This window comes from Listeria cossartiae subsp. cayugensis, assembly GCF_014229095.1.
GTDB lineage: Bacteria > Bacillota > Bacilli > Lactobacillales > Listeriaceae > Listeria > Listeria cayugensis.
Genome location: NZ_JAARZC010000001.1, coordinates 451,226 through 470,570, shown reverse-complemented (window position 1 = coordinate 470,570; position 19,345 = coordinate 451,226). Strand labels below are relative to the sequence as shown.

General features: G+C 39.7%; 19 protein-coding genes and 1 pseudogene. 3 read left to right on the top strand and 17 right to left on the bottom strand.

The features are described from left to right. Positions 1-11 precede the first annotated feature (11 nt). The 6 genes from HCB49_RS02370 to glmS all read right to left on the bottom strand — a co-directional run bounded on the left by HCB49_RS02370 (position 12) and on the right by glmS (position 5,921). A complete protein-coding gene (locus HCB49_RS02370) occupies positions 12-1,574 on the bottom strand; it encodes an InlB B-repeat-containing protein (protein ID WP_185603998.1) in 1,563 nt (520 codons plus the stop codon). Between the two features lie 234 nt (positions 1,575-1,808). Next, positions 1,809-2,207 carry a DUF4064 domain-containing protein gene (locus HCB49_RS02365; protein ID WP_185603997.1) on the bottom strand — a complete coding sequence of 133 codons (399 nt, stop codon included), beginning with the start codon at positions 2,205-2,207 and terminating at the stop codon, positions 1,809-1,811. Positions 2,208-2,346: 139 nt separating this feature from the next. Beyond that, complete coding sequence (locus HCB49_RS02360; RefSeq protein WP_185390861.1) at positions 2,347-2,685, bottom strand: GIY-YIG nuclease family protein; 339 nt, start codon at positions 2,683-2,685, stop codon at positions 2,347-2,349. A 13-nt stretch (positions 2,686-2,698) separates the two neighbouring features. Then, complete coding sequence (locus HCB49_RS02355; protein ID WP_008947149.1) at positions 2,699-3,178, bottom strand: DUF6530 family protein; 480 nt, start codon at positions 3,176-3,178, stop codon at positions 2,699-2,701. Positions 3,179-3,264: 86 nt separating this feature from the next. Continuing rightward, positions 3,265-4,002: an FAD synthetase RibC gene (gene ribC / locus HCB49_RS02350; protein WP_185603996.1), complete on the bottom strand. Its 738-nt coding sequence runs from the start codon at positions 4,000-4,002 to the stop codon at positions 3,265-3,267. A gap of 113 nt (positions 4,003-4,115) precedes the next feature. After that, positions 4,116-5,921, bottom strand: coding sequence for a glutamine--fructose-6-phosphate transaminase (isomerizing) (glmS, locus tag HCB49_RS02345; protein ID WP_185603995.1), 1,806 nt, complete (start codon positions 5,919-5,921; stop codon positions 4,116-4,118). A 449-nt stretch (positions 5,922-6,370) separates the two neighbouring features. On the opposite strand from glmS, the gene HCB49_RS02340 reads away from it, so the two are divergent. Beyond that, the gene (locus HCB49_RS02340) at positions 6,371-6,583 is read left to right on the top strand and encodes an LPXTG cell wall anchor domain-containing protein (protein ID WP_008947146.1); all 213 of its coding nucleotides are present in this window, start codon (positions 6,371-6,373) and stop codon (positions 6,581-6,583) included. 43 nt (positions 6,584-6,626) lie between these two features. Here the strand turns inward: HCB49_RS02340 and HCB49_RS02335 are convergent, their stop codons facing one another. The 3 genes and pseudogenes from HCB49_RS02335 to HCB49_RS02325 form a co-directional block, all read right to left on the bottom strand. Then, positions 6,627-7,355, bottom strand: a complete 729-nt coding sequence (locus HCB49_RS02335; protein ID WP_185603994.1) for a C39 family peptidase — start codon at positions 7,353-7,355, stop codon at positions 6,627-6,629. A 12-nt stretch (positions 7,356-7,367) separates the two neighbouring features. Continuing rightward, entirely contained in the window at positions 7,368-9,173 is a 1,806-nt protein-coding gene (locus HCB49_RS02330) for a methyl-accepting chemotaxis protein (RefSeq protein WP_185481631.1), read from the bottom strand. Between the two features lie 160 nt (positions 9,174-9,333). Beyond that, positions 9,334-11,063, bottom strand: a pseudogene (locus HCB49_RS02325) (pyruvate oxidase). A gap of 271 nt (positions 11,064-11,334) precedes the next feature. On the opposite strand from HCB49_RS02325, the gene HCB49_RS02320 reads away from it, so the two are divergent. Beyond that, entirely contained in the window at positions 11,335-11,982 is a 648-nt protein-coding gene (locus HCB49_RS02320) for a FusB/FusC family EF-G-binding protein (protein WP_185603993.1), read from the top strand. Positions 11,983-12,027: 45 nt separating this feature from the next. On the opposite strand, the gene HCB49_RS02315 is transcribed toward HCB49_RS02320, so the two are convergent. Together HCB49_RS02315 and lftR are read right to left on the bottom strand one after the other, a co-directional pair. Next, the gene (locus HCB49_RS02315; protein ID WP_185603992.1) at positions 12,028-12,351 is read right to left on the bottom strand and encodes a DUF1048 domain-containing protein; all 324 of its coding nucleotides are present in this window, start codon (positions 12,349-12,351) and stop codon (positions 12,028-12,030) included. Next, a complete protein-coding gene (gene lftR, locus HCB49_RS02310; RefSeq protein WP_031645277.1) occupies positions 12,351-12,677 on the bottom strand; it encodes a PadR family transcriptional regulator LftR in 327 nt (108 codons plus the stop codon). Before lftR ends, HCB49_RS02315 begins: the two co-directional genes overlap by 1 nt. 188 nt (positions 12,678-12,865) lie before the next feature. Between lftR and HCB49_RS02305 the strand changes: the two genes are divergently transcribed. Next, positions 12,866-13,204, top strand: a complete 339-nt coding sequence (locus tag HCB49_RS02305; RefSeq protein ID WP_070266114.1) for a hypothetical protein — start codon at positions 12,866-12,868, stop codon at positions 13,202-13,204. A 48-nt stretch (positions 13,205-13,252) separates the two neighbouring features. Here HCB49_RS02305 and HCB49_RS02300 read toward each other — a convergent pair whose 3' ends face one another. From HCB49_RS02300 to fliF, 6 genes are read right to left on the bottom strand one after another with little or no spacing between them, the layout of a single operon-like run. Continuing rightward, a complete protein-coding gene (locus tag HCB49_RS02300) occupies positions 13,253-13,897 on the bottom strand; it encodes a hypothetical protein (protein ID WP_185603991.1) in 645 nt (214 codons plus the stop codon). 13 nt (positions 13,898-13,910) lie between these two features. Next, positions 13,911-14,570, bottom strand: a complete 660-nt coding sequence (locus HCB49_RS02295) for a lytic transglycosylase domain-containing protein (RefSeq protein ID WP_185603990.1) — start codon at positions 14,568-14,570, stop codon at positions 13,911-13,913. Positions 14,571-14,586: 16 nt separating this feature from the next. Beyond that, on the bottom strand, positions 14,587-15,888 hold the full coding sequence (gene fliI / locus HCB49_RS02290) for a flagellar protein export ATPase FliI (RefSeq protein ID WP_185603989.1): 1,302 nt from the start codon (positions 15,886-15,888) through the stop codon (positions 14,587-14,589). Next, positions 15,885-16,577, bottom strand: coding sequence for a FliH/SctL family protein (locus HCB49_RS02285; RefSeq protein WP_185603988.1), 693 nt, complete (start codon positions 16,575-16,577; stop codon positions 15,885-15,887). The genes fliI and HCB49_RS02285 overlap by 4 nt, the downstream gene beginning before the upstream one ends. After that, positions 16,564-17,670, bottom strand: a complete 1,107-nt coding sequence (locus HCB49_RS02280; protein ID WP_185390845.1) for a flagellar motor switch protein FliG — start codon at positions 17,668-17,670, stop codon at positions 16,564-16,566. The genes HCB49_RS02285 and HCB49_RS02280 overlap by 14 nt, the downstream gene beginning before the upstream one ends. A 2-nt stretch (positions 17,671-17,672) precedes the next feature. After that, on the bottom strand, positions 17,673-19,325 hold the full coding sequence (fliF, locus tag HCB49_RS02275; protein ID WP_185603987.1) for a flagellar basal-body MS-ring/collar protein FliF: 1,653 nt from the start codon (positions 19,323-19,325) through the stop codon (positions 17,673-17,675). Positions 19,326-19,345: the final 20 nt, after the last annotated feature.

Below are 19,345 nucleotides of genomic sequence, written 5' to 3'. Positions count from 1 at the left end.
CTTTTATATGATTATGCTTGTTTTTTCTTCCAAGCGAAAACGGCTGCTCCAACAAGAACAAATCCTAATAAAAGCAAGTACGGTGAACTATCTCCCGTTTTTGGCAATTCGCTTGTCGCTATTTTTTCTGGTGCCTTTTCTGATGCTTGGGTTGTTTTATTTTTTGTTCCTTTTTCTGGTTTTGAAGAATTTTCAGGATCAACTTCAGTAACATTCGGATTTGCTGAGTCTTCTGAACCCTCTAAGTCTGTCGATTCTTCTGATTCAACTGGAACTACTGGGTTTACAGGCTCTGTTTTTATTTCAGTAAACTGGGCATATAACGTAATATCATTTGCCGGCATTTTGTCAGTCGCAAAATCCCATTTCTTTCCGCCTGTTTGCGCATCGTACCACCCGTCAAAAGTGAATCCTTCTTTGGTCGGTTCAGTTGGTTCAGAAATGATTACGTCGCTTTTGTAGGATTCTGTAGAAATAGAACCTTCATTATCAAATGTCACGGTAAATCCATCAACTAGTGGTTGCGTGACTTTCCCGCTAAACACTCCTGTAGTTTGGCCAATTTGGATTGTCTCAGAAAATGAATAATCTACATTCGCTACAAAGTTAGGAAGTTGCCAATTTAGCATAGAACCGGAGTAGCTACCGTTATTACTAATAATTTCAGGCGTTATGGCTAACCCTTCGATATTTTTCACACTATTTTCAAATGTTAAATCGGTGGCAAAAGCTTTGACTTGGTTCGTAATGTTCTGGTCCTCTGCATAAAAATAATTTAATTTGCTGAGATTAGCATTTTTTAAAGAACTGATATCGCTAATGTGATTGCTACTAATATCAATATAAAAGTTATCCGTGAATTCATAATCTGCAGATAGAGTCATTGTATTTAACGGACTAATATCACTAATTTCGTTATTATTAAGTGTCAATTGATGAAAAGATTTACCTGAAAGCGGGCTAATATCTTTAATTTTATTATTGTCCAAGTAAATATAAACAAATTGATCTGCTGGGAAATCTTTTAAAACGCTTATATCACTTATGTTATTCTCACTTAGAATTACTTGATTTATTTTTGAGAATGAGCTGAATACACTTATATCACTAATATTGTTACCACTCACATCGATAAATGATATTTTTTTCGACTTACTAAGTGGCGATAAATCACTTACATTACTATTACTAATGCCTATCTCTCGCAACTCTACTAATCCTTCTAATGCGGAAATATCACTGACAGAATGGTTTGGAATAGCCAGTTCTCTCAGATTATGAAGATATTCTACACCTTCCAAAGAATAAATCATCGGCACCGTTCTACTACTTTGAATAGCATCGTTCAGCTTCGTGATTCCATCCAAATCGGCCTGCGAAACTCCACTAGTTGTACTTTTTCCAGTCTCTCTAGCAACTAATTGAGCCACGCCTTCATCAGGAAAAATCTCATTGATTGGCTTTGGAGCTTGTAAAATATCTGTGGTATCTGCAAATGCTTGGTTTGGTGAACTAATCACACTAATTATAAAGGCAGATGAAACAAGCAATAGTATCGTTATCATTTTTTTCATTAAATTGTTTATTCCTCCTAGAAGTAAATTCATTATGCGTAGACTCTACTTCTAATATTATACTATCAAAATATATTGATATAGTACTAATTCAGGAATAAATCACTCACAATCCATTTGAAATATGAATAGAATGTGAACAATGTTGTAAAAATGCATTTTTAAATAATTTTATTCAAAAAAAATAAGCTATAACAAAATGATTGCTCATCTTGTTACAGCCTATCCATAAAATTAGTTTAAAGAAGCTGGTACTTTTCTCGCTAGGCACATAATACCTGCGATAATTGCAAGAATACCTGGAACGACCCATAGGAAACTTGCAAAGAAGAAACCTACAACACCCGCTATAATTGTTAAAATACCAAATACTAATGCATTTCTTTTGATAAATACTGCAAAAACAATCAAAGCAATACCAATGATTAAAGTAATTACAGCAATAGCAATAACTAAACCACTAGTAGCAAACATAGCCTCCTCTGTTCCACTTGCATAAGCAGCATAAGAAATTTCTTCACTACCCATTATGGAAGTTAAAAAGCTAGCACCTAAAATGGCTGTAATACCAGCTATAGTACCTGTGATTCCGGCAATTAAAGTTAAAATAAATTCTGGTTTTCTTGGATTCATATGTAAAACCCTCCTTTTTTATAGTCAATTAACATTATAACATTAATTATTTCGGGAAAATATAGATATTTCGTGACTTTTTATCCAAATAAACTTTTTAATATACAATTTTAATTTATAAAAAAGAAGACCCTTAATCCTAAAGGTCTTCTCGTTCTAGCCATAAGCTTAGTAGCACATCATTTTCTTCTTTGATATCATCCTTGGTCATTTCAGGTTTAACATCTACTTTTTCGAGAATTTCAAAGGTGATGGTTTCGATTCCGTATTGTTTAGCTTCTTTCGCCATTTCTGGTGGAAGCATATTTCCGGCACCGATTTTCACTCCGAAAGCTAGTTTGTTTGCTATACCTTTTAAATCCATCGTGTTATCGATGTGGTATTTGCCGCTTTCTTTGCTGAGGAAACGGTATACTCCGGCGTCTGGGGCTTTTTCTTTGTATGCGCGAATCAGTTCTTTTCGATTGTCTTTATTCATTTATTTCACGTCCTTAATAGCCTGCTTCTTGTAAAAGTTTGCTGAGTGTTTTGAGGCGTTCGCTGAGAAGTTCATCGTCATTTTTTAAAACTTGTTCGAATAATTGGATGTCTTCATCGATATATTCGTTGTCTTCACAAACCGCGATAGTTAGCGCATCTCCTTGCAAACCAATACGATCAAGCGTTGGATTTTCTTTGTCATAAAAATGAGGTAAACGGTAAGCATCTTTGAAATGGACTTTGGTTCGTGCGATTAAAATGGCCAAGTCCAGTACGCGATGCAACGGAAGTTCTTCGGATTGACGCGACCATTTATCGCCAGTGTGACGCCAAACTTTGGCTGAAATGTCTACTTTGCCTCGGTCATTCCACTGTGCTAGTCCAAGTGAAAGTCCTTTTGCATCAGAGTGATAAGCATTTTTGCCGTCTACTTCTTCGTAATTTTCGACAACAATTACTGGTTTATGTTTTAAGGTAGTTGGAATCTTCATGAGATTTCTCCTTTTAATTTTTAGTAATTTACTAAATTAGTATATTACTAAATTTATAAATTGTAAAGAAAAAACTTTCCTTATTGTTAGGAAAGTTCGTTTTTCATATGTAATTGTTGCAAGCCATCTGGTAAATCAACTTGGATGGTACGGTTATTGGTTACTTTTACAAGTCCTGCATCTGTTTGATATGTGCCAGTTGCTGGGAGAACGTAATCATCTAAGTCTATCATTTCGCCATTTTCTACTTTTCCGGTAATGTACCACGGATGTCCGAGGAGTTGTTCTGCTTCTATGAAATGGCCGCGCCGAATGAACGCTCGGATGTTGGTAGAACTGATTTTTGTTTGGTTTGTTTCAATTACTGGGACAGATGTGACACCAATGCCATAGGGCTCGCAAAGGTCCCGGAGTAAATCTACATCCGAATCGCGCCCTTTTCCGAAATTGAATTCAGAGCCAACGACGATATGCGATAAATTTAGATTGGTCAAATGATCAGTGACAAATTCTTCTGGCGTTGTTTCGGCATATCTTGGCGTGAAAGCTGTTTCTATTAAATGGTCTACGCCGTAATGTGCGAGCCAGCGTTCTTTTTCCATTCTTGGTGTGAGCATTTCGCGATATATTTCGATTTGTTTTAAAGCCCAAAGTGGATGCGGGCTGAAACTGATGGCCGTTAGTATTTCGTTTTCCTTTTTGATGGATAAAGCTGTATTTAAAATGGTTTGGTGACCGAGATGTACTCCGTCAAATTTACCGATTGTTAAAACTGCGGGTCGACTATCTTTATTTGGTTCGAGTGTTACGTGTGATACTTCCATTGGATGATTTCCCCCATTCCTCTTTAAGTTTAAAGCATAACAAGGGGCGCGTGCAAATTTATTGATTGCGTAAAAAAAGACCTTTTCTACTTTCGAAAAGGTCTTGAAAAAATTTATTCTACTGTGACACTTTTTGCTAAGTTTCTTGGTTTGTCGACATCACAGTCACGATGAAGTGCTGCGTAATAAGCTAGTAGTTGGCACGGGATAACACTTGCTAGTGGAGTTAACAACGGATGTACTTGTGGAATAACAAAACGGTCACCTGGTTGTGCGACGTTTTCCATTGCGAATACACATGTTTTGGCTCCGCGTGCTAATACTTCGTTGACATTTCCGCGAATATTCCAGTTGATTGATTCTTGCGTGATAAGAGTTAAAACTGGTGTACCGTCTTCAATTAGCGCGATTGTTCCATGTTTTAATTCTCCACTTGCAAAACCTTCTGCTTGGATATAAGAGATTTCTTTTAGTTTAAGAGCGGCTTCCATGGCTACGAAATAATCAATATTTCTACCTAGGAAGAAAGCATTACGAGACGTTGCTAAAAATTCACCGGCAATATGCTCGATAACTTCTTTGCTAGAAACCATTGCTTCCATTGCAGTTGCCACAATACCTAATTCAGCGGCTAAATTAATTTTAAGCGCTTCTTCGTCGCCAAGTTCGCGACCAAGCGAAACAGCAAGCACCGCCAAGACGGAAATCTGCGCTGTATAGGCTTTTGTAGATGCAACGGCAATTTCTGGCCCTGCGTATAAATACATCGAATGATCCGCTTCACGGTCAAGTGTCGAGCCTGGTACGTTTGTTAATGTCAACGTGCGGTAACCAAGTTCTTTTACTTTCACTAGGCACTGGCGGCTATCGGCCGTTTCTCCACTTTGAGTGATGAAAATGAATAATGGTTTTTTCGACATTAATGGTAAATTATAACCAAATTCGCTGGAAACATGTACTTCTACAGGGATTTTTGCCATTTTTTCGATTAAGTTTTTCCCGACTAAACCGGCATGATAGCTCGTTCCGCAAGCAACGATGTGAATGCGGTCAGAAGATAGGATTTCGTCAATGATTGTTTTGTCGACGTTGATTTCGCCAGCTTCGTTTTGGTATGCTTGGATGATTTTACGTGTTACGGCTGGTTGTTCGTCGATTTCTTTTAACATATAGTGCGGGTAAGTACCTTTTTCGATATCAGATGCGTCTAGTTCTGCTTTGTAGCTAGCGCGTGTGATTTCTTCGCCTTCTAATGTTTCTAAAGTGAAGCCATCTTTTGTTACGATAACGATTTCTTTGTCCATAATTTCCACGAATTCGTCCGTTTCTTTCAGGACAGCCATTGCGTCACTTGCGATTACGTTGAAGTTTTCGCCTTTTCCGATTAGTAATGGGCTTTTATTTTTTGCTGCATAAAGTGTTTCTGTATCGGTTTGGTCAATTAAGCAGATTGCGTATGAACCGTGAAGTAATGATAGTGCTTTTTTGAATGCTTCTTTAGTAGAAAGTTCTGCTGCAAAAAGTTCGATAAGCTGCACGATTACTTCTGTATCAGTATCACTAATAAAGGAATGATCTTTTAGGTATTCTTCTTTTAAAAGCGTATAGTTTTCAATTACACCGTTATGAACAATAGTAAAACGACCAGATTTGCTTTGGTGCGGGTGGGCGTTTTCGTGATTTGGTTTACCGTGAGTTGCCCAGCGTGTATGTCCGATTCCAGTAGTACCGAATGCGTCGCTTGGTACTAGGCTTGCAAGATCTGCAATCCGGCCTTTTTCTTTAACAACGGTTACTAGTTCTCTGTTTTGTAGGGCGATTCCAGCTGAATCATAACCACGATATTCTAGTTTTTCAAGTCCTTCTAATAAAATGCCTTTTGCATTGTTTGTTCCAATATATCCTACGATTCCACACATAATAAAATTCCTCCAATAATTAACTTGAGGGCAGACTTGTCCAATTTCAAGCCCTCTCGATTTTTTTGGTTTCCTTGGAGGGGTAAAAAGCATGTTTCATTACTACTCTGTCCACTTGGTCACCCAAATGATTTGTAAGTAAGACTTAACGACTGCATGCACAGCCGGGAGACTCCCGCCGAAACTTCGATTAATCTCCTCCTCGTCAACTGATTCGTTACTTTTCAGGAATTTCACCTTCAAGCATTTTCGTCCCAATCAGTTCTGGCGCTTCTATTTAATTGTACGATCCTCCTTCATTACTTTTCAAGGAAACAAATTCATTTTACAATAATATGTATACTAGGTCAAGCATTATATAAAGCCGTTTGATTAAAATTGGTCTATACATTGACAAAAAATAGCAAATGCCTAATAATATAGATATGATATGAAAAGGAGCGAGCTGAATGGTTTTCACCAAAAAAATAGTCGCTAGTATTGCTGTTATTATTTCACTTGGATTGATTTATTTCCGTGTAAATACAGCTTCCGCATTTGAGAATACAAGTAATGCTTCCCTACTCCCTTCTACTGGAGATGCATTTTCGGTTTGGCCAGTTGTTATTGGAGTACTTCTTGTAGTGCTTGCTGTAGTACTATTTATTAAGAAAAGAATATAAAAAAATCGTTTGAGAGCATTCGTCATGCTTTCAAACGATTTTTTTATGGGCGACTTAGGTAAATGGCTTGTTTGCCCATTGCGGTCCAACCTTCTTCTAAGACGCTTCTTTTTACGGCGCGATTTTTATGTCCGTACGGGTCGTTAATGTAAAAATAATTTTTATCAAAACCGGTAATGACGACACTGTGCATCGAATACGTGATTTTCTTTGCGCCTTCTTTGGTTTGCACGGTTTGCCAGTTTTTTGGCGCATGGTAGTCGGTTGTTGTGATAATCCAAACTGGCGCACCGGTGCTTAGTACGGTGATGATATCGTGAATGCTGTTACCGCTAATATCATGGACGTGTGCTTCATTGACGTATTTCGCTGCTAGTTTAGCGATTGGCGTATGATTTACACCAAGGCCCGGGCTATCGCCGTTAATGCTCCCAACGAACGCTTTATCTGGGTTACCGTGTAAACCATTTTGTTCGATTGGCGTGGTTGGGAGATTATTTGCTAGCTCGTTTTTCGTTACGTTTTTCCCAGCGAACTGTAAGAGCATCGCTAGACTAGTCACTTCACAACCGTTAAAAAGGGACGGCGCATCCATTTGATTCACTAACGGGACGTCTAATCTTACATTAAAAGGTTCGTTGTCTAGTTTGTAAACTACTTTGGCGCTTTCGAGTTTGACGTTTGGTGAATAAAAGGTATATTTCGTATTTAGAAGGGTCAAACTAAATATACATGCTGTAATAACAAGCAGTGATTTTATCCAAATTCGCATGATACATGCTACCTAGACATTTTCGGCTAGGACTGGCTCTCCTGGATCTTTTGTTTCTGATTCTGCTTCTTCTGCTAGTTCGACCGCTTCTTCGCTCACTTCGGTATTGAAGTTGGCGATATACCCTTCTAATGAACCGGAAATTTTTTGCATTTCTTCGGAGATAACGACTAGCTCGTCCACTTTCATTTTGTTTACTTCCGCGAATTCAAGTGCGGCAGTGGATTTTTCACCGATTTGGTTGGAAATTTCTGTTACATCGCTAATTGATGTGTTGACTTCTTCAATTCCAGCAGCCATTTCTTCTGTTTCTTGGGAAACGTTTTGCATTTGGGCGGAAATATCATTAACACGGTTGAGTAAATCTGTGAAAGTTGCTTCTGTTTCGGAAATGATTTTTTGGCCTGCTTCGGATTCGGAAAGACCTGTGTTCATTACTTCGATGGTTGTTTTTGATTCTGTTTGGATTTTTTTCAGGACGGTATTAATATCTACAACAGCAAGACGCGATTGTTCTGCTAGCTTGCGGACTTCTTCGGCTACGACTGCGAAACCACGGCCATGTTCGCCGGCGCGCGCAGATTCGATTGCTGCGTTTAGAGCCAGTAAATTTGTTTGGTCAGCGATATTTGTGACAGTATCTAGCGCTTTTTCGACTTCGCCAACGCGGTTAACTAGTTGGGAAACAACGTCTGTGCTTGAACGCATAACACCGCTAATACGGTCCATTTGTGACACTAAGTTATTAATAACGGCAATTCCGTCGTTAGTTTTTTCTGCTGAGTCTTTTGTTAAGTCAGATACTTTAAGGGCATATTCAGCCACGTTTTGAACGCCGCCTGTCATTTGATCCATCGCATCAGTGCTTTCTTTCATGCTGCCGATTTGCGTTTGGATTTGTTCGCCCATCATTTTCATTTCGATGTCCATTTCGGTTGTCATCGCGGAAATAATTTCAGAGCTAATAATGACGTTATCGCTCGAAGATTTCACATCTGTGGACGCTTTTTTAACGTCTTCAATCATTAGGCGGAGGTTTTCGCTCATTTCGTTCAAGTCGTTAGTAATGTCGCCTAGTTCGTCTCTACCATTGTAAGTGCTACGGTAAGATAGGTCACCACTCGCTACTTTATGTACGGCTGTTTGCAGATGACGAATTCCTTTTAGAATAACTCTAGTAATATAGGCGTTGAAAATGAATAAGGAAATTAGCACGGCGATAATAACTGCTGTGAAAATTAAGCTGATTTTCACGCCAAAGTCAGAAATTGCTTGTGAGGAATTTTCGACTTCTTTATAGTTCATGTCATTTAAAACGTTTAATTGTTTTGTAGCGTCATCAAATTTTGTTTTGACATTTTGGTAGTATCTGTTTTGGGCTCCTAGTAGTTCTGCGTCGTCTAGCGCGCTTGATGTATCACTGATTACAGAAGATGCGGATGCTTTCATGTCTGCTAGTTTTTCTTCAAAATAAGCTAATTGTTTTTTATCTTCTGCTGTTAAATTGGCTTTTTTGAAATTATGGATTGCTTGGTCATTTTCGGCGTACAAGTTATCGATATCTTTGATAAGTGTTGATTTTCCGTTGATAGTGTCGAACATGGTCAGGATGTCGATATTGATTTGCGCCATGTTTGTTTGGATTTTTGCGATTTCTTTCATTGGTGCGACATTATTATCAACCATATTATCTGAAAGTGTTGCTACATGACGAAAACCTAGGAAACTAGTTGCGCCAAGTCCGATTAACATGATGGTGGTTATAACAATATTGATGCTTAATTTTGTTTTCAATTTACGATTTTTAATTAAATTCACCCATTCCACACTCCTATTCTCTAATTCTAGTTTATTATCTCATATTTTTTAAAAAAACTCTATATTTTATTGTAAAATAATTAGTTTTAATAAAAAACATTGCAAAAACTAGTGAATATCGGCGTAAAATGGGTGATATTGTTATTTTTTTATTTATTTTTTATAAAAATCTACGTAAAATCGTTTTTAACGGTGGCATTTTTGCGAAACGATGGTCTTCTAGGACTGATTGGATTTCGAATTTAGTATAACCGAGCGCTTCGTCCATCACAATCTTACCTGGTAGCGGAGCGGCTGCGCTATCCACGGAAACATCGATAATAACGGGTTTAGTTGCTAGTTTAGCGTTTTCGAAAGCAGCTTCTAGGTCTGCCATTTTTTCTACTCGGAAACCAATTCCTCCGCAGCTTTCGGCGAATTTTGCGTAATTGATGTCTGGTAGGTCGATGGCGTAGTTTAGTTCACCGGCTGATTGTTGTTCGTATTTAATGAATGAAAGTTGTTGGTTGTTTAGCACAACGACAATCATTGGCATATTTAAGCCTACTGCTGTGACGAAATCTTGCATGACCATGGAAAATCCTCCATCACCGACGATGGCGATTGCTTGGCGATCTGGGAATGCTTTTTTGGCAGCGATAGCTCCTGGCAAACCGCATCCCATTGTACCAAGCCATGCGGAAACGATAAAGTCATTTTCTGGAGTTAAATGTAAATAACGAGTGCTCCAAACGGTTGCTGTTCCTACGTCGATGGAGAAAATGGCGTCTTTGTCTGCGATTTTTTGGATGTTGGCCATCACGACTTCTGGTGCGATTGGATCGGTTGTTTGCGTTACGTCTTCTTCTAACCATTTCCACCATTCTTGCATATTTTCTTGGCACGCTTGAAGGAATTTACGTTCTTCTACGGGTGCTGTTTGGGTCGTTAGATTGCGGATGATTTCTGCGGCATCGCCTACTAAACCAACTGTTGCCGGGAAACGTTTGCTGATTTTGGCAGGGTCAATGTCGATTTGGATGCAGTCAGTTTTTTTGGTAAATAGTCGCTATAAGGATAATCATTCCCAAACATTAATAGTAAATCGGTTTCTTGCATGGCTTCATAGGCTGGTTTTGTGCCGATTTTACCAAGGTTTCCGAGTGCGTTTGGGTGGTCGTCAGGAACAATCGTTTTTGCTGGTAAGGAATGAATAATCGGGATTTTTAATTTCTCCGAGAAGGCGATTAATTCTGGTCCAGCGTGTTTAGTCCCTAATCCTGCTAAGATAACGGGTTTTTCCGCTTTCTCAATCAGTGCTACGGCTTCCTGTATTGCCGCTTCATCTAGTTGCGGATTTTCTTGTTCAAATTTCACTGGTTTTGCTTCAAGGCTCGCTTTAATTACTTGTGATGGAATGTCGTTTGGGATGATTAGGACGGCGACTCCTTTTTCTTTATAGGCAGTGCGAATCGCTTCATCGACTACATCTGCGAGCGTTTCGGCATTATCAATTTGTTTATTATAAACGGCAACATCTTCAAAAATTGCTGGCAAATTGACTTCTTGGAAAAAGCCGGTATTTAGGACGTCGGTTGTTACTTGCCCCGCCAGAACGAGCATTGGTACGTGGTCCATTTTAGCATCATACATTCCGTTTAATAGATGGATTGCGCCCGGTCCGCCGATGGATAATGCGACACCAATTTTCCCGGTAAGTTTGGTATAGGCTGCGGCTGCTAGGGTTGCGACTTCTTCGTGGCGGACGTGAACAAATTCAATCGCCTCTTGTTCTTTTCGTAAAGCGTCGACTACGGTATCAATCGAATCGCCGGGTAAACCGTAAACGTGGTCAATCCCCCAATTTTTTAATGTTTGTACGAGTGTTTCACTTGCTTTGACTTTTTTCATTATATATTCTCCTCCCATGGATGTTTTCTCTAATGTCCAATAGTGTTCGTTTACCCTGTTTTGGAGTGAGTTATGCATGAAAGAGAATTGACGAACAATTCAGAAGTGCTTATAATGAAGGCAAGGTGGTGATCAAAGAGATGCAAACAAAATTGCACTGCTCTCGACTTTCTAACAATGGCTTTAGGATTGTTTAGAAAGCAAGAGTGAAATAGACTCTTCAATCCTTCAGCTAGTTTAACCAACATTAAACTATTAAAGGAGAATTATAATGAAAGAGTTTATCGAGCCATACCAATATAATTTTATCAAAAATCAATTAGCCAATGTTTCACGCGCATACCGGTCCGCGAATGATACTTCGACGTTGAAGGCGTTAAAATCGTTAACGGAGGAGAAAATCAATGAGCTATTCCCGGAGGACGTTTTGGCAGAACATCAGGCACTTTTTAGCGAGCTCCATGCGATTACTTCAACCAAAGAAGCAGAGCCGTTTTTAGAGGAGTTAAAAGCCTATGTGATTCCTTTCGCGCCGCCTAGCGATGTGAAACTTAAAAAACTTTTTGCGAAAACGAAAAAATTAAAAATTCCCGCTTGGTCCAAACTGGATTTGCGCGACTATACTTTTTACGGTTGGAATGATATTGCCCAGCAGCGCAAGTATATCGTGACTTACGAGGACGGAAATTTGGTCGGCGTACACGGAACTATTTCTACGGAGATTCAAAAGGGTGTTTGCTCGATTTGTCATTCGCATTCGAAAGTATCGCTCTTTATGGCGAAAACGAAATCGTCGAGTGATGGCGTTTATACGACAAATGGTAATTATATTTGCTACGATAGCGATGTTTGTAACGAGCAAATAAAAGCCCATGAAACGTTAGATGAATTTATAGAGGTTGTTAAGAAGCGTAAATAAAAAAACAGAAAGTCTCTCATGATTGTTTGAGAGGCTTTCTGTTTTTTATTTAATCGAATTGCGTAGTTTTTTCCGTTGATTGTCCATCCATGTTTCTTCTGGATATTCACTTAGTAAGTTATCTGCGAATTCGGCTAAATCGTCACCAACGACTGCTTTCAGTTCTAAGTTGTCTGCTGCGGCATTTTCGAACATTTCAAGGACGTTTTTTAAGATTTCGAACATCCCTGCTCCTTTTGCAAAGTTCCATAAATAAGTTTCGATAGCTTTCATTGCGGTTTTGTAGTCCTCTGGTAAAGCATTTATACGTTTTTTATACAGTTTATAGTCTCGTTTTTCTTCGCGGTATTTTGTAAACCATTTAAACATTATGCTTGCCCTCCTTTAACTTGCATGATTTTCCCTTGAATAAAGTCCCAACGCTTCCAAAAAACGGCTAATTCTTCTTCGCCAGCTGGGCTTAATGTGTAAAACTTTCTCGGTGGACCTAATTCTGACTTTTTCTTTTCTATCTCGACTAATCCTTTTTTCTCCAGGCGGACGAGAATGGTGTAGACGGTTCCTTCGACGATTTCATCAAAGCCTAGGTCGTTGAGGTATTTAGTAATTTCGTAGCCGTAAGTTTCTCCTCTAGAAATTCGCTCCAAAATCATTCCTTCTAAACTACCTTTGAGTAACTCGGTAAGTCCTTTCATTTGAATTCACTCCTCTACTAGTTGTTACTAGGTACAAGTATATAGTAATACAAAGTAGATTGATTGTCAATTGATTTTTAGAAAAAAGATAGCAATTCTTATTGCATTTGTAGCAGGAATAAAAGTATACTAAAATAGAATTAAATTCCAACCTATCTACTTATACTTCTTAGAAAGGAATAAATAATATGTTATCTTTGATTAAAACTTTAGTATGGTGTGCCTGTTTTTTAGAATTTATTTTTGCCTTTTATACGTTAAAAGCTCTGGGAGACGCGATAAATTTATTCCCTGTCATTAGTTTGACAGCATTTGTTATGCTAGCTCATTGTCTTTGTTGCATTATCCTCACACGTTCTCTAACTATTAATAATAAAATTATCTTTCTATTTATTAGTGGGATTCTATTGTTAGGCGCCAACCTAATAGAAGATTTATATATAAATCCGATTCCTGGTGCGCTTTATATTATAGCTGGGGTTATCGCAACTATTTATGATCGAAAAATCGATGCATCACAAAATTAGCTTTATAAAATTAGAAAGAGAGACGCATAATAGCGTCTCTCTTTTTGGTTATTGAAATAGTACTTCTGGGTTTTGTTTCATCGCGGTTAAATTGGCGATGTTGACTGTTAAAAATTTCTTTTTAGGAGCTTCTAATGTTTCAAGCCATTCATTTGTTAGGTTGGTGGCGATTTCGGCTGCGGCATCATCTTGACAAATAAATCCGATATTTTTGTATTGGCATTTTTCATGGAGGTTAGCATAGTGATGTTCTTCGCTTTCTTCGGGGTTGAAAATGTCCATGTAAAAATTGCGGTTGCCTTTCAGAAATTGCATGTGGGTGTTGTGTGAGTCTACTAGGTTGAAATCGCGTTTGGTGAATTGATTGATTGCTTCTGATTTCACGTTTGAAAGGTCGAAGCTTACTTTTGTGGTTGGTTTTTCTAGGTTTTGAAGTTGGCTTGCCTCGAATGATTTAGCTGCTTCTTGGTCAGATGTGAAGGCTTGGAGTTGTTCTTCGACGCGGTTCATTTTTGTTTCAAAGTCAAGTTCGTTTAGGAGATTTTCGGTTTGTCTGATAACATTAATCGCTTCTTCAAATTGGTCGTTTTTTATGTAGGAAGTCACTTTTTCGGCAGCTTCAATTTTAATTTCTTGTTGCATTGCTGTGGTCATATCGCGCCATGATTCCCACTTTTGTTGCCAGTTTCCCATGGTTTATTCTCCCTTATCCGATAATTTTCTTTAAATAGTTTTGCGTTTCTTTGAATGGTGGTACGCCGCCGTATTTGCGGACGTTGCCTGGTCCGGCGTTATAGGCTGCTAGAGCTAGTCTTAGGTCACCATCGTATTTTTTAATGTAACCCGCTAGCTCTTTTGTTCCGGCATCGATATTTGTAGCTGGATCGGTGCGGTTGGAGCCGGCCATTAGTTGCATTAGGCCGGTTGCGCCAGCGCTTGATACAACATTCGGATTGTAGTTGGATTCTACTTGGATGACGCGTTTAATGAGCGCTTCCGGGACACCATACTTGGCGGAAGCCGTCTTAATTAAGTCGCTATATTTCCCTTCGTTTTCGGCGCTGATTGGTTTGATTTGGTAGTTGTTCCAGTTGGTTAGCTCGCCGGTTGGTGTTGCCTGTGTCGTGCTTGATGTAGTTGATGTGGAACTTGTTTCGGATTTATTGATTAACGCTTCGTACGCTTCTCGGGCACGAGCTAGTTCGGCATCGGTGACTGTTTGCACATTGGTTGTTGTTTTTTGCGTGGTGGCGTTTAAGCGTTCGTTTAATTTGGTTTCAAATGTGGTGGCCGATTGTTTCGCTGCTTCGAACGCGCTTTGAAACTCGGCTTGTCTAGCACTTATTACTTGTTCTACTGGATTCATCCACGGCACTCCTTTGTTATACTAACGTTTCCATCATTTGACTCGTTTCTTCGAGCGTAACACTTTCATCCCGCAACTGTTTTAAAAATTGGTGGATGAAATAAGACTTTTCTTTACTTGTAAAAATGGCCGCGTTATCGCTTGTTTGCTCGATTGTTCCAAGTTTAAAATACAATTCATTTTCTTGGTAAATACTCATCCATTCGCGAATTTTCGAAGCAGATTTCCACTGACTTTCTGGAACGATTTCTTCCATCACCCGGCTAACGGAGCCGAGAACATCAATGGCAGGATAATGATTTTTTGTGGCGAGTTCACGGGTTAGAACGATATGTCCATCTAAAATCCCCCGCGCTAAATCGGGTACCGGGCCATTCATATCGTCGCCATCAACTAGGACTGTATAAATACCAGTAATCGAGCCATTTTTTGTTTTACCAGAACGTTCTAGTAATTTCTTCATATAAGATTCCATTAGCAGTGTTTTTCCGCCGATTGGCAAATCTTTGACGGCGATATCAACACTTCTTCTCGCATCAGCAAAACGAGTGACCGAATCCATCATTAAAAGGACCGTTTTACCTTGATCACGAAAATGCTCCGCTATTGAAGTGGCTAGTTTGGCGGCGCGCAGTTGCATAAGATGGCTTTCATCAGATGTAGCCGCGACAATCACGCTTTTACGCAATCCTTCTTCACCTAGATCTTTACGCAAGAAATCTTTTACTTCCCGCCCACGCTCGCCGACTAAGCCGATAACATTAATATCTGCCTTGGCGTTACGGGCGATCATTCCAAGTAAGGTAGATTTCCCAACACCTGAACCAGCGAAAATTCCGATTTTTTGGCCGATGCCGATTGTTAACATTCCATCGATTGCTTTAATGCCTGTTTCGAGTGTATCCGTAATTTCTGCTCGGCTAAAAGCATGAATTGGCGGTGCTTCGAGTGGCATTTTTTGTTTGAATTTGGCGGTCCCTGCTTCTTCGTTTAAAATGTCACCGGATGCGTTGAGAACTTTTCCAAGAAGGAATTCGTCGGCTGGGATGGTGATTTTCGTATCGGTCACGTATACCCAGTCGCCGTAAGCTACTTTATCGCTTTGGTTAAATGGAAGCAACATGTTGTTTTCTTTTTCGATGGAGATTACTTCGCAGAGTACTTTGTTTTCACCGACCATGACGGTATCGCCAATTTTCACTTGGGGACCTTTGGAAATATAGACTTGTTCTTGGACTGTGTGGATTTTTCCTTTTTGGATGTATGGGACGGTGTTTTTTAGTTCTTGCCATGCTGCGGTTTTTGGCGACCAGCTCACGGTTTATCGCCTCCTAGAATTTTCCGTTCGGCATTTTGTTTGTGAAGTGTTTGGAAAATTTCGGTGATGCGGTAGTCGAAGTATTCCTTTTCTTCTTCTACAGTAAATTCGCCGTAATCCAGTCGCATATCGAAGTTCCAATGAATATTTTCTAAAAGCCAATCGTATTTTGTGCCGGTGTTTTCTTCTTTTAGGGATTTTAACGTTTCTGGGTGGGTGGTGACGTTTAGTTTGTCGAAAGCGACTGGGAGTTTTTGGATGACTTCGGTTAGCATTGGTAACACCTCGATTTGGCGGGTGTCGATGGCTTGGTGGACAATTTTTTCTGCGAGGTCAATGCTTTCGTCCCAAAGAAAGTCGGTAATTGTTTGGTAGATTTGTGTTTTTTCTAGTTCGAATGCTTGTTTTTGCGCTTCGATTTCAACTGCGGCGGCTTGTTTTAATTCTTCGATGGCTTGGCGTTCGGCTTGAAGTGCTGCTTTTTCGTTAGCTAATTTTTGCTGTTCGATTTCGATGGCAGATAGGTGTTTTTCGAGTTCTTTTTGATGGCTTTCTAGTTGTTCAAGTTCTTTTGAGTAGGGTGACTCGACTTCTTCTGTTTCTTCTATATCATCCAAATAAAACAGTTCCATTTTCACATCGGATAAAGTGACTTTACCTTTTGGGATTCGTGGATTAGATAAGGACATCCTGTTCCCCCCGTTGGATAACTATTTTGCCGTCTTTTTCTAGATTTTTAACGACATTGGCGATATCTTGTTGGGCTTGTTCGACATCGGAAAGTCTGATTGGACCAAGGACTTCTAGTTCTTCGGTAATCATATCGCGACGGTTTTTCGATACGCAAGATAGAATTTTTTCTTTAAGCTCTTCTTTTTCGTTTTTGAGTGCTCGGGCGATTTTGTTGTTGTCTTGAATTTCGGCCAGCACTTGTTGCAAGGTCATGTTATCAAGCAGAATAATATCTTCAAACATAAACATTTTCTCTTTGATACGTTCGGAAAGTTCGGCTTGTTCGGCGTCGAGATGTTCGAAAATTGTTCGTTCTAAACCGCGGGTAACGTTGTTTAAGATATTCGCAACATTTTTTATGCCGTCTGTTTTGTTCAGTGAGCTATTCGACATGGTGTCGAGCTTAATTCTTAGTAAGTTAGATACGTTTTGCATGACTTCGCTATCAAATTGTTCTAAGCTCGCGATGCCAATAACTGTGTTGATCATTTTTTCTTCTGGTAGTAAGGCTAGTAGTTTGGACGCTTCTTCTGGTTTCATGTAGGAAGCAATCATCGCAATTGTTTGTGGTGATTCATCGCTAATAATCGTAAACAAGGAGTCGACATCATCAATTTCGCGTAAAATATCTAGCGCGGTTTCGCCGATACGTGATTCTGCTTCTACCCCGTAAATGAGTTGATTTAGTTCTTCCGTTGTCATGTCTGGGAACAAGCGTTGTAAATGTTCGCGGTCGAGTTTGGCAATACCACCAGATAGAAGTTCTAGTTCCCCTAAAAACTCTCTAGTCGCTTCTTCCACTGCGCCGCCGTCCATTTCTTTCATTTTGGCCATTTCGCGCGCAAGGCGTTGTTTGGATGCATCGGGAAGCAAATCTACCACTTCGGTCGCAATTTGTTCATCTAAGCTCCAAATAATAAGTGCGGCTTTTTCACGTCGGGAAATACCTGATTCTGCTGAAATGGTTGTTTTTTCTTCGGTTTCTTCTGTTTCAACCGTTTCTAATTCAGCGTTTGTTTCTTCTAAGGTTTCTTTAAGTGTGTCTGCCATTGTCATTCCTGCCTTTCATTGAGCCATTTTTGGATGACTGCTGCGGCGCGACCTGGGTCTTCTTTGGCCATTTCACCGAGTTTATTTTTCAAGCTTTCTTTGCGAGCTTTTAATTCTGGTTCAGATAAATCGAATGCATCTGTTTGGAAATTGAAATCTGGATGTTCTTCTGGATTGATGATGGCTTCTTCGGCTGGAATATAATCTTTTTCTTCTGCTTCTAAAGCTTCTTCTAGCTGCTCTTTGCGTTTAAGGAAGATGATGTAGGCGATAATTCCTGCTGCGATAATCGCAAATAGTAAACTTCCTGCTAGCCACCAAATCCACGCTTTGCTTGCTGGTGCTGATTTTTCGGTCGTATCTTTTTCTACTGGCGTTTGGTTATCTAAAAATTGGATTGGCATGATGGTAACATCGCCGTTTTGGAATGTTCCTTCGAATGTTGGTGTCGCGGCTGCTTCTCCGTCTGCGCCAGCTTCTTCGGTTCTCATGTTAGGCGTTAATCCTGCTGAAACTCCGACCGCTTTTGTGAATTCGGCCATGTCCACGCCGTTTTTATTTAGTGCATTTTGATCAACCCAGACAACGACATTCGTTTTTGCTAGGGCTGGGTGTTTTTTGATTTCTTGGATGGTGGAATCTAGTTCGTAGTTGGTTGTTTCGCTTGATTTTTCGCTCGTATATGTGTTGGTGTCATCGCCATTTTGTTCTGTGTAGTTGGGTACGTCTGCATTAGATGCGGTGCCTGATTCAGTGGTGTTTGCGGAGCCTCTCGATGTGTCTGTTGATGTGTCTTTTTGGTTACTGCGGACTTTGCCGTCGTTTGGATAATGTTCGGTATTTTGTTTAATTTCGTCAAAATTAACCGTGACATTTGTATTCACGCGGAAATTATCTAAGGCAAAAATGCTAGAAAGTGTGCCTTCGATGTCTGTTTTCACATTTTTTCCGATGGCGTTTTGGATGTCGACTTCATTTTTATAGGCCGAGCTGCCTTCTTCTTTGGATGTGTCTGCTTCTGAGATAACACCTTTTTTCGTATCGATTATCGCCACGTCATCGCTTGCAACGTTTGGTACGGCTGCGCTGACGGTGCGCTGGATTCCGAGAACTTGTTCGCTTGTTAGTGTTTGGTTGTTTTTAGTTTTTAGTGTTACTGCGGCGGTTCCTTTTTGGCTCGCTTCTTCAAAAATTGAACTCGATTTTGGCAATGTTAGCTGAACAGATGCGCTGTCTATAGTTGTTCCGTAACTTTGAACGATTTCTTTTTCTAAATTGACTTTCGTGCCGACTTTTTCTTGCATTTTTTTATCTTCTTCGCTGGCTCCTAGCGAACTGTTTAGTAGAATATCATTGCCATCTTGGCCGGTGTATGGGATTCCTAGATCTGCGAATTTGTCGCGAACGAGTGTCTCCACTTTTTCATCGACTAAAATGTTGCCGCTTTTGTCAACGGTATAATCAACGCCCATTTTGGCTAATTGATCGGTGACTTGTTGCTGGCTTGTTTCGGATAAATTTTTATAAAGAGTAACTTCTGTTTTGGGCGTGTTCATGTAGAGTAATAACACCGTGACTACGACAAAAAGGCCGACTAAAATCGCGCCTTTGTGCCAATTCTTCAATTTCGAATACATTGTTTTTATTTTTGCCATCTTAAAAACTTCGCTCCATT

What these genes read in the sequence shown, in the direction of transcription:
- HCB49_RS02315 (WP_185603992.1), bottom strand. Translation starts at nt 12,351, where the DNA reads ATGTTTAAATGGTTTACAAAATACCGCGAAGAAAAACGAGACTATAAA.
- HCB49_RS02305 (WP_070266114.1), top strand. Translation starts at nt 12,866, where the DNA reads ATGTTATCTTTGATTAAAACTTTAGTATGGTGTGCCTGTTTTTTAGAA.
- lftR (WP_031645277.1), bottom strand. Translation starts at nt 12,677, where the DNA reads ATGAAAGGACTTACCGAGTTACTCAAAGGTAGTTTAGAAGGAATGATT.
- fliF (WP_185603987.1), bottom strand. Translation starts at nt 19,325, where the DNA reads ATGGCAAAAATAAAAACAATGTATTCGAAATTGAAGAATTGGCACAAA.
- HCB49_RS02280 (WP_185390845.1), bottom strand. Translation starts at nt 17,670, where the DNA reads ATGGCAGACACACTTAAAGAAACCTTAGAAGAAACAAACGCTGAATTA.
- HCB49_RS02285 (WP_185603988.1), bottom strand. Translation starts at nt 16,577, where the DNA reads ATGTCCTTATCTAATCCACGAATCCCAAAAGGTAAAGTCACTTTATCC.
- HCB49_RS02360 (WP_185390861.1), bottom strand. Translation starts at nt 2,685, where the DNA reads ATGAATAAAGACAATCGAAAAGAACTGATTCGCGCATACAAAGAAAAA.
- HCB49_RS02355 (WP_008947149.1), bottom strand. Translation starts at nt 3,178, where the DNA reads ATGAAGATTCCAACTACCTTAAAACATAAACCAGTAATTGTTGTCGAA.
- HCB49_RS02295 (WP_185603990.1), bottom strand. Translation starts at nt 14,570, where the DNA reads ATGAATCCAGTAGAACAAGTAATAAGTGCTAGACAAGCCGAGTTTCAA.
- ribC (WP_185603996.1), bottom strand. Translation starts at nt 4,002, where the DNA reads ATGGAAGTATCACACGTAACACTCGAACCAAATAAAGATAGTCGACCC.
- HCB49_RS02365 (WP_185603997.1), bottom strand. Translation starts at nt 2,207, where the DNA reads ATGAATCCAAGAAAACCAGAATTTATTTTAACTTTAATTGCCGGAATC.
- glmS (WP_185603995.1), bottom strand. Translation starts at nt 5,921, where the DNA reads ATGTGTGGAATCGTAGGATATATTGGAACAAACAATGCAAAAGGCATT.
- HCB49_RS02300 (WP_185603991.1), bottom strand. Translation starts at nt 13,897, where the DNA reads ATGGGAAACTGGCAACAAAAGTGGGAATCATGGCGCGATATGACCACA.
- HCB49_RS02370 (WP_185603998.1), bottom strand. Translation starts at nt 1,574, where the DNA reads ATGAAAAAAATGATAACGATACTATTGCTTGTTTCATCTGCCTTTATA.
- HCB49_RS02320 (WP_185603993.1), top strand. Translation starts at nt 11,335, where the DNA reads ATGAAAGAGTTTATCGAGCCATACCAATATAATTTTATCAAAAATCAA.
- HCB49_RS02335 (WP_185603994.1), bottom strand. Translation starts at nt 7,355, where the DNA reads ATGCGAATTTGGATAAAATCACTGCTTGTTATTACAGCATGTATATTT.
- HCB49_RS02340 (WP_008947146.1), top strand. Translation starts at nt 6,371, where the DNA reads ATGGTTTTCACCAAAAAAATAGTCGCTAGTATTGCTGTTATTATTTCA.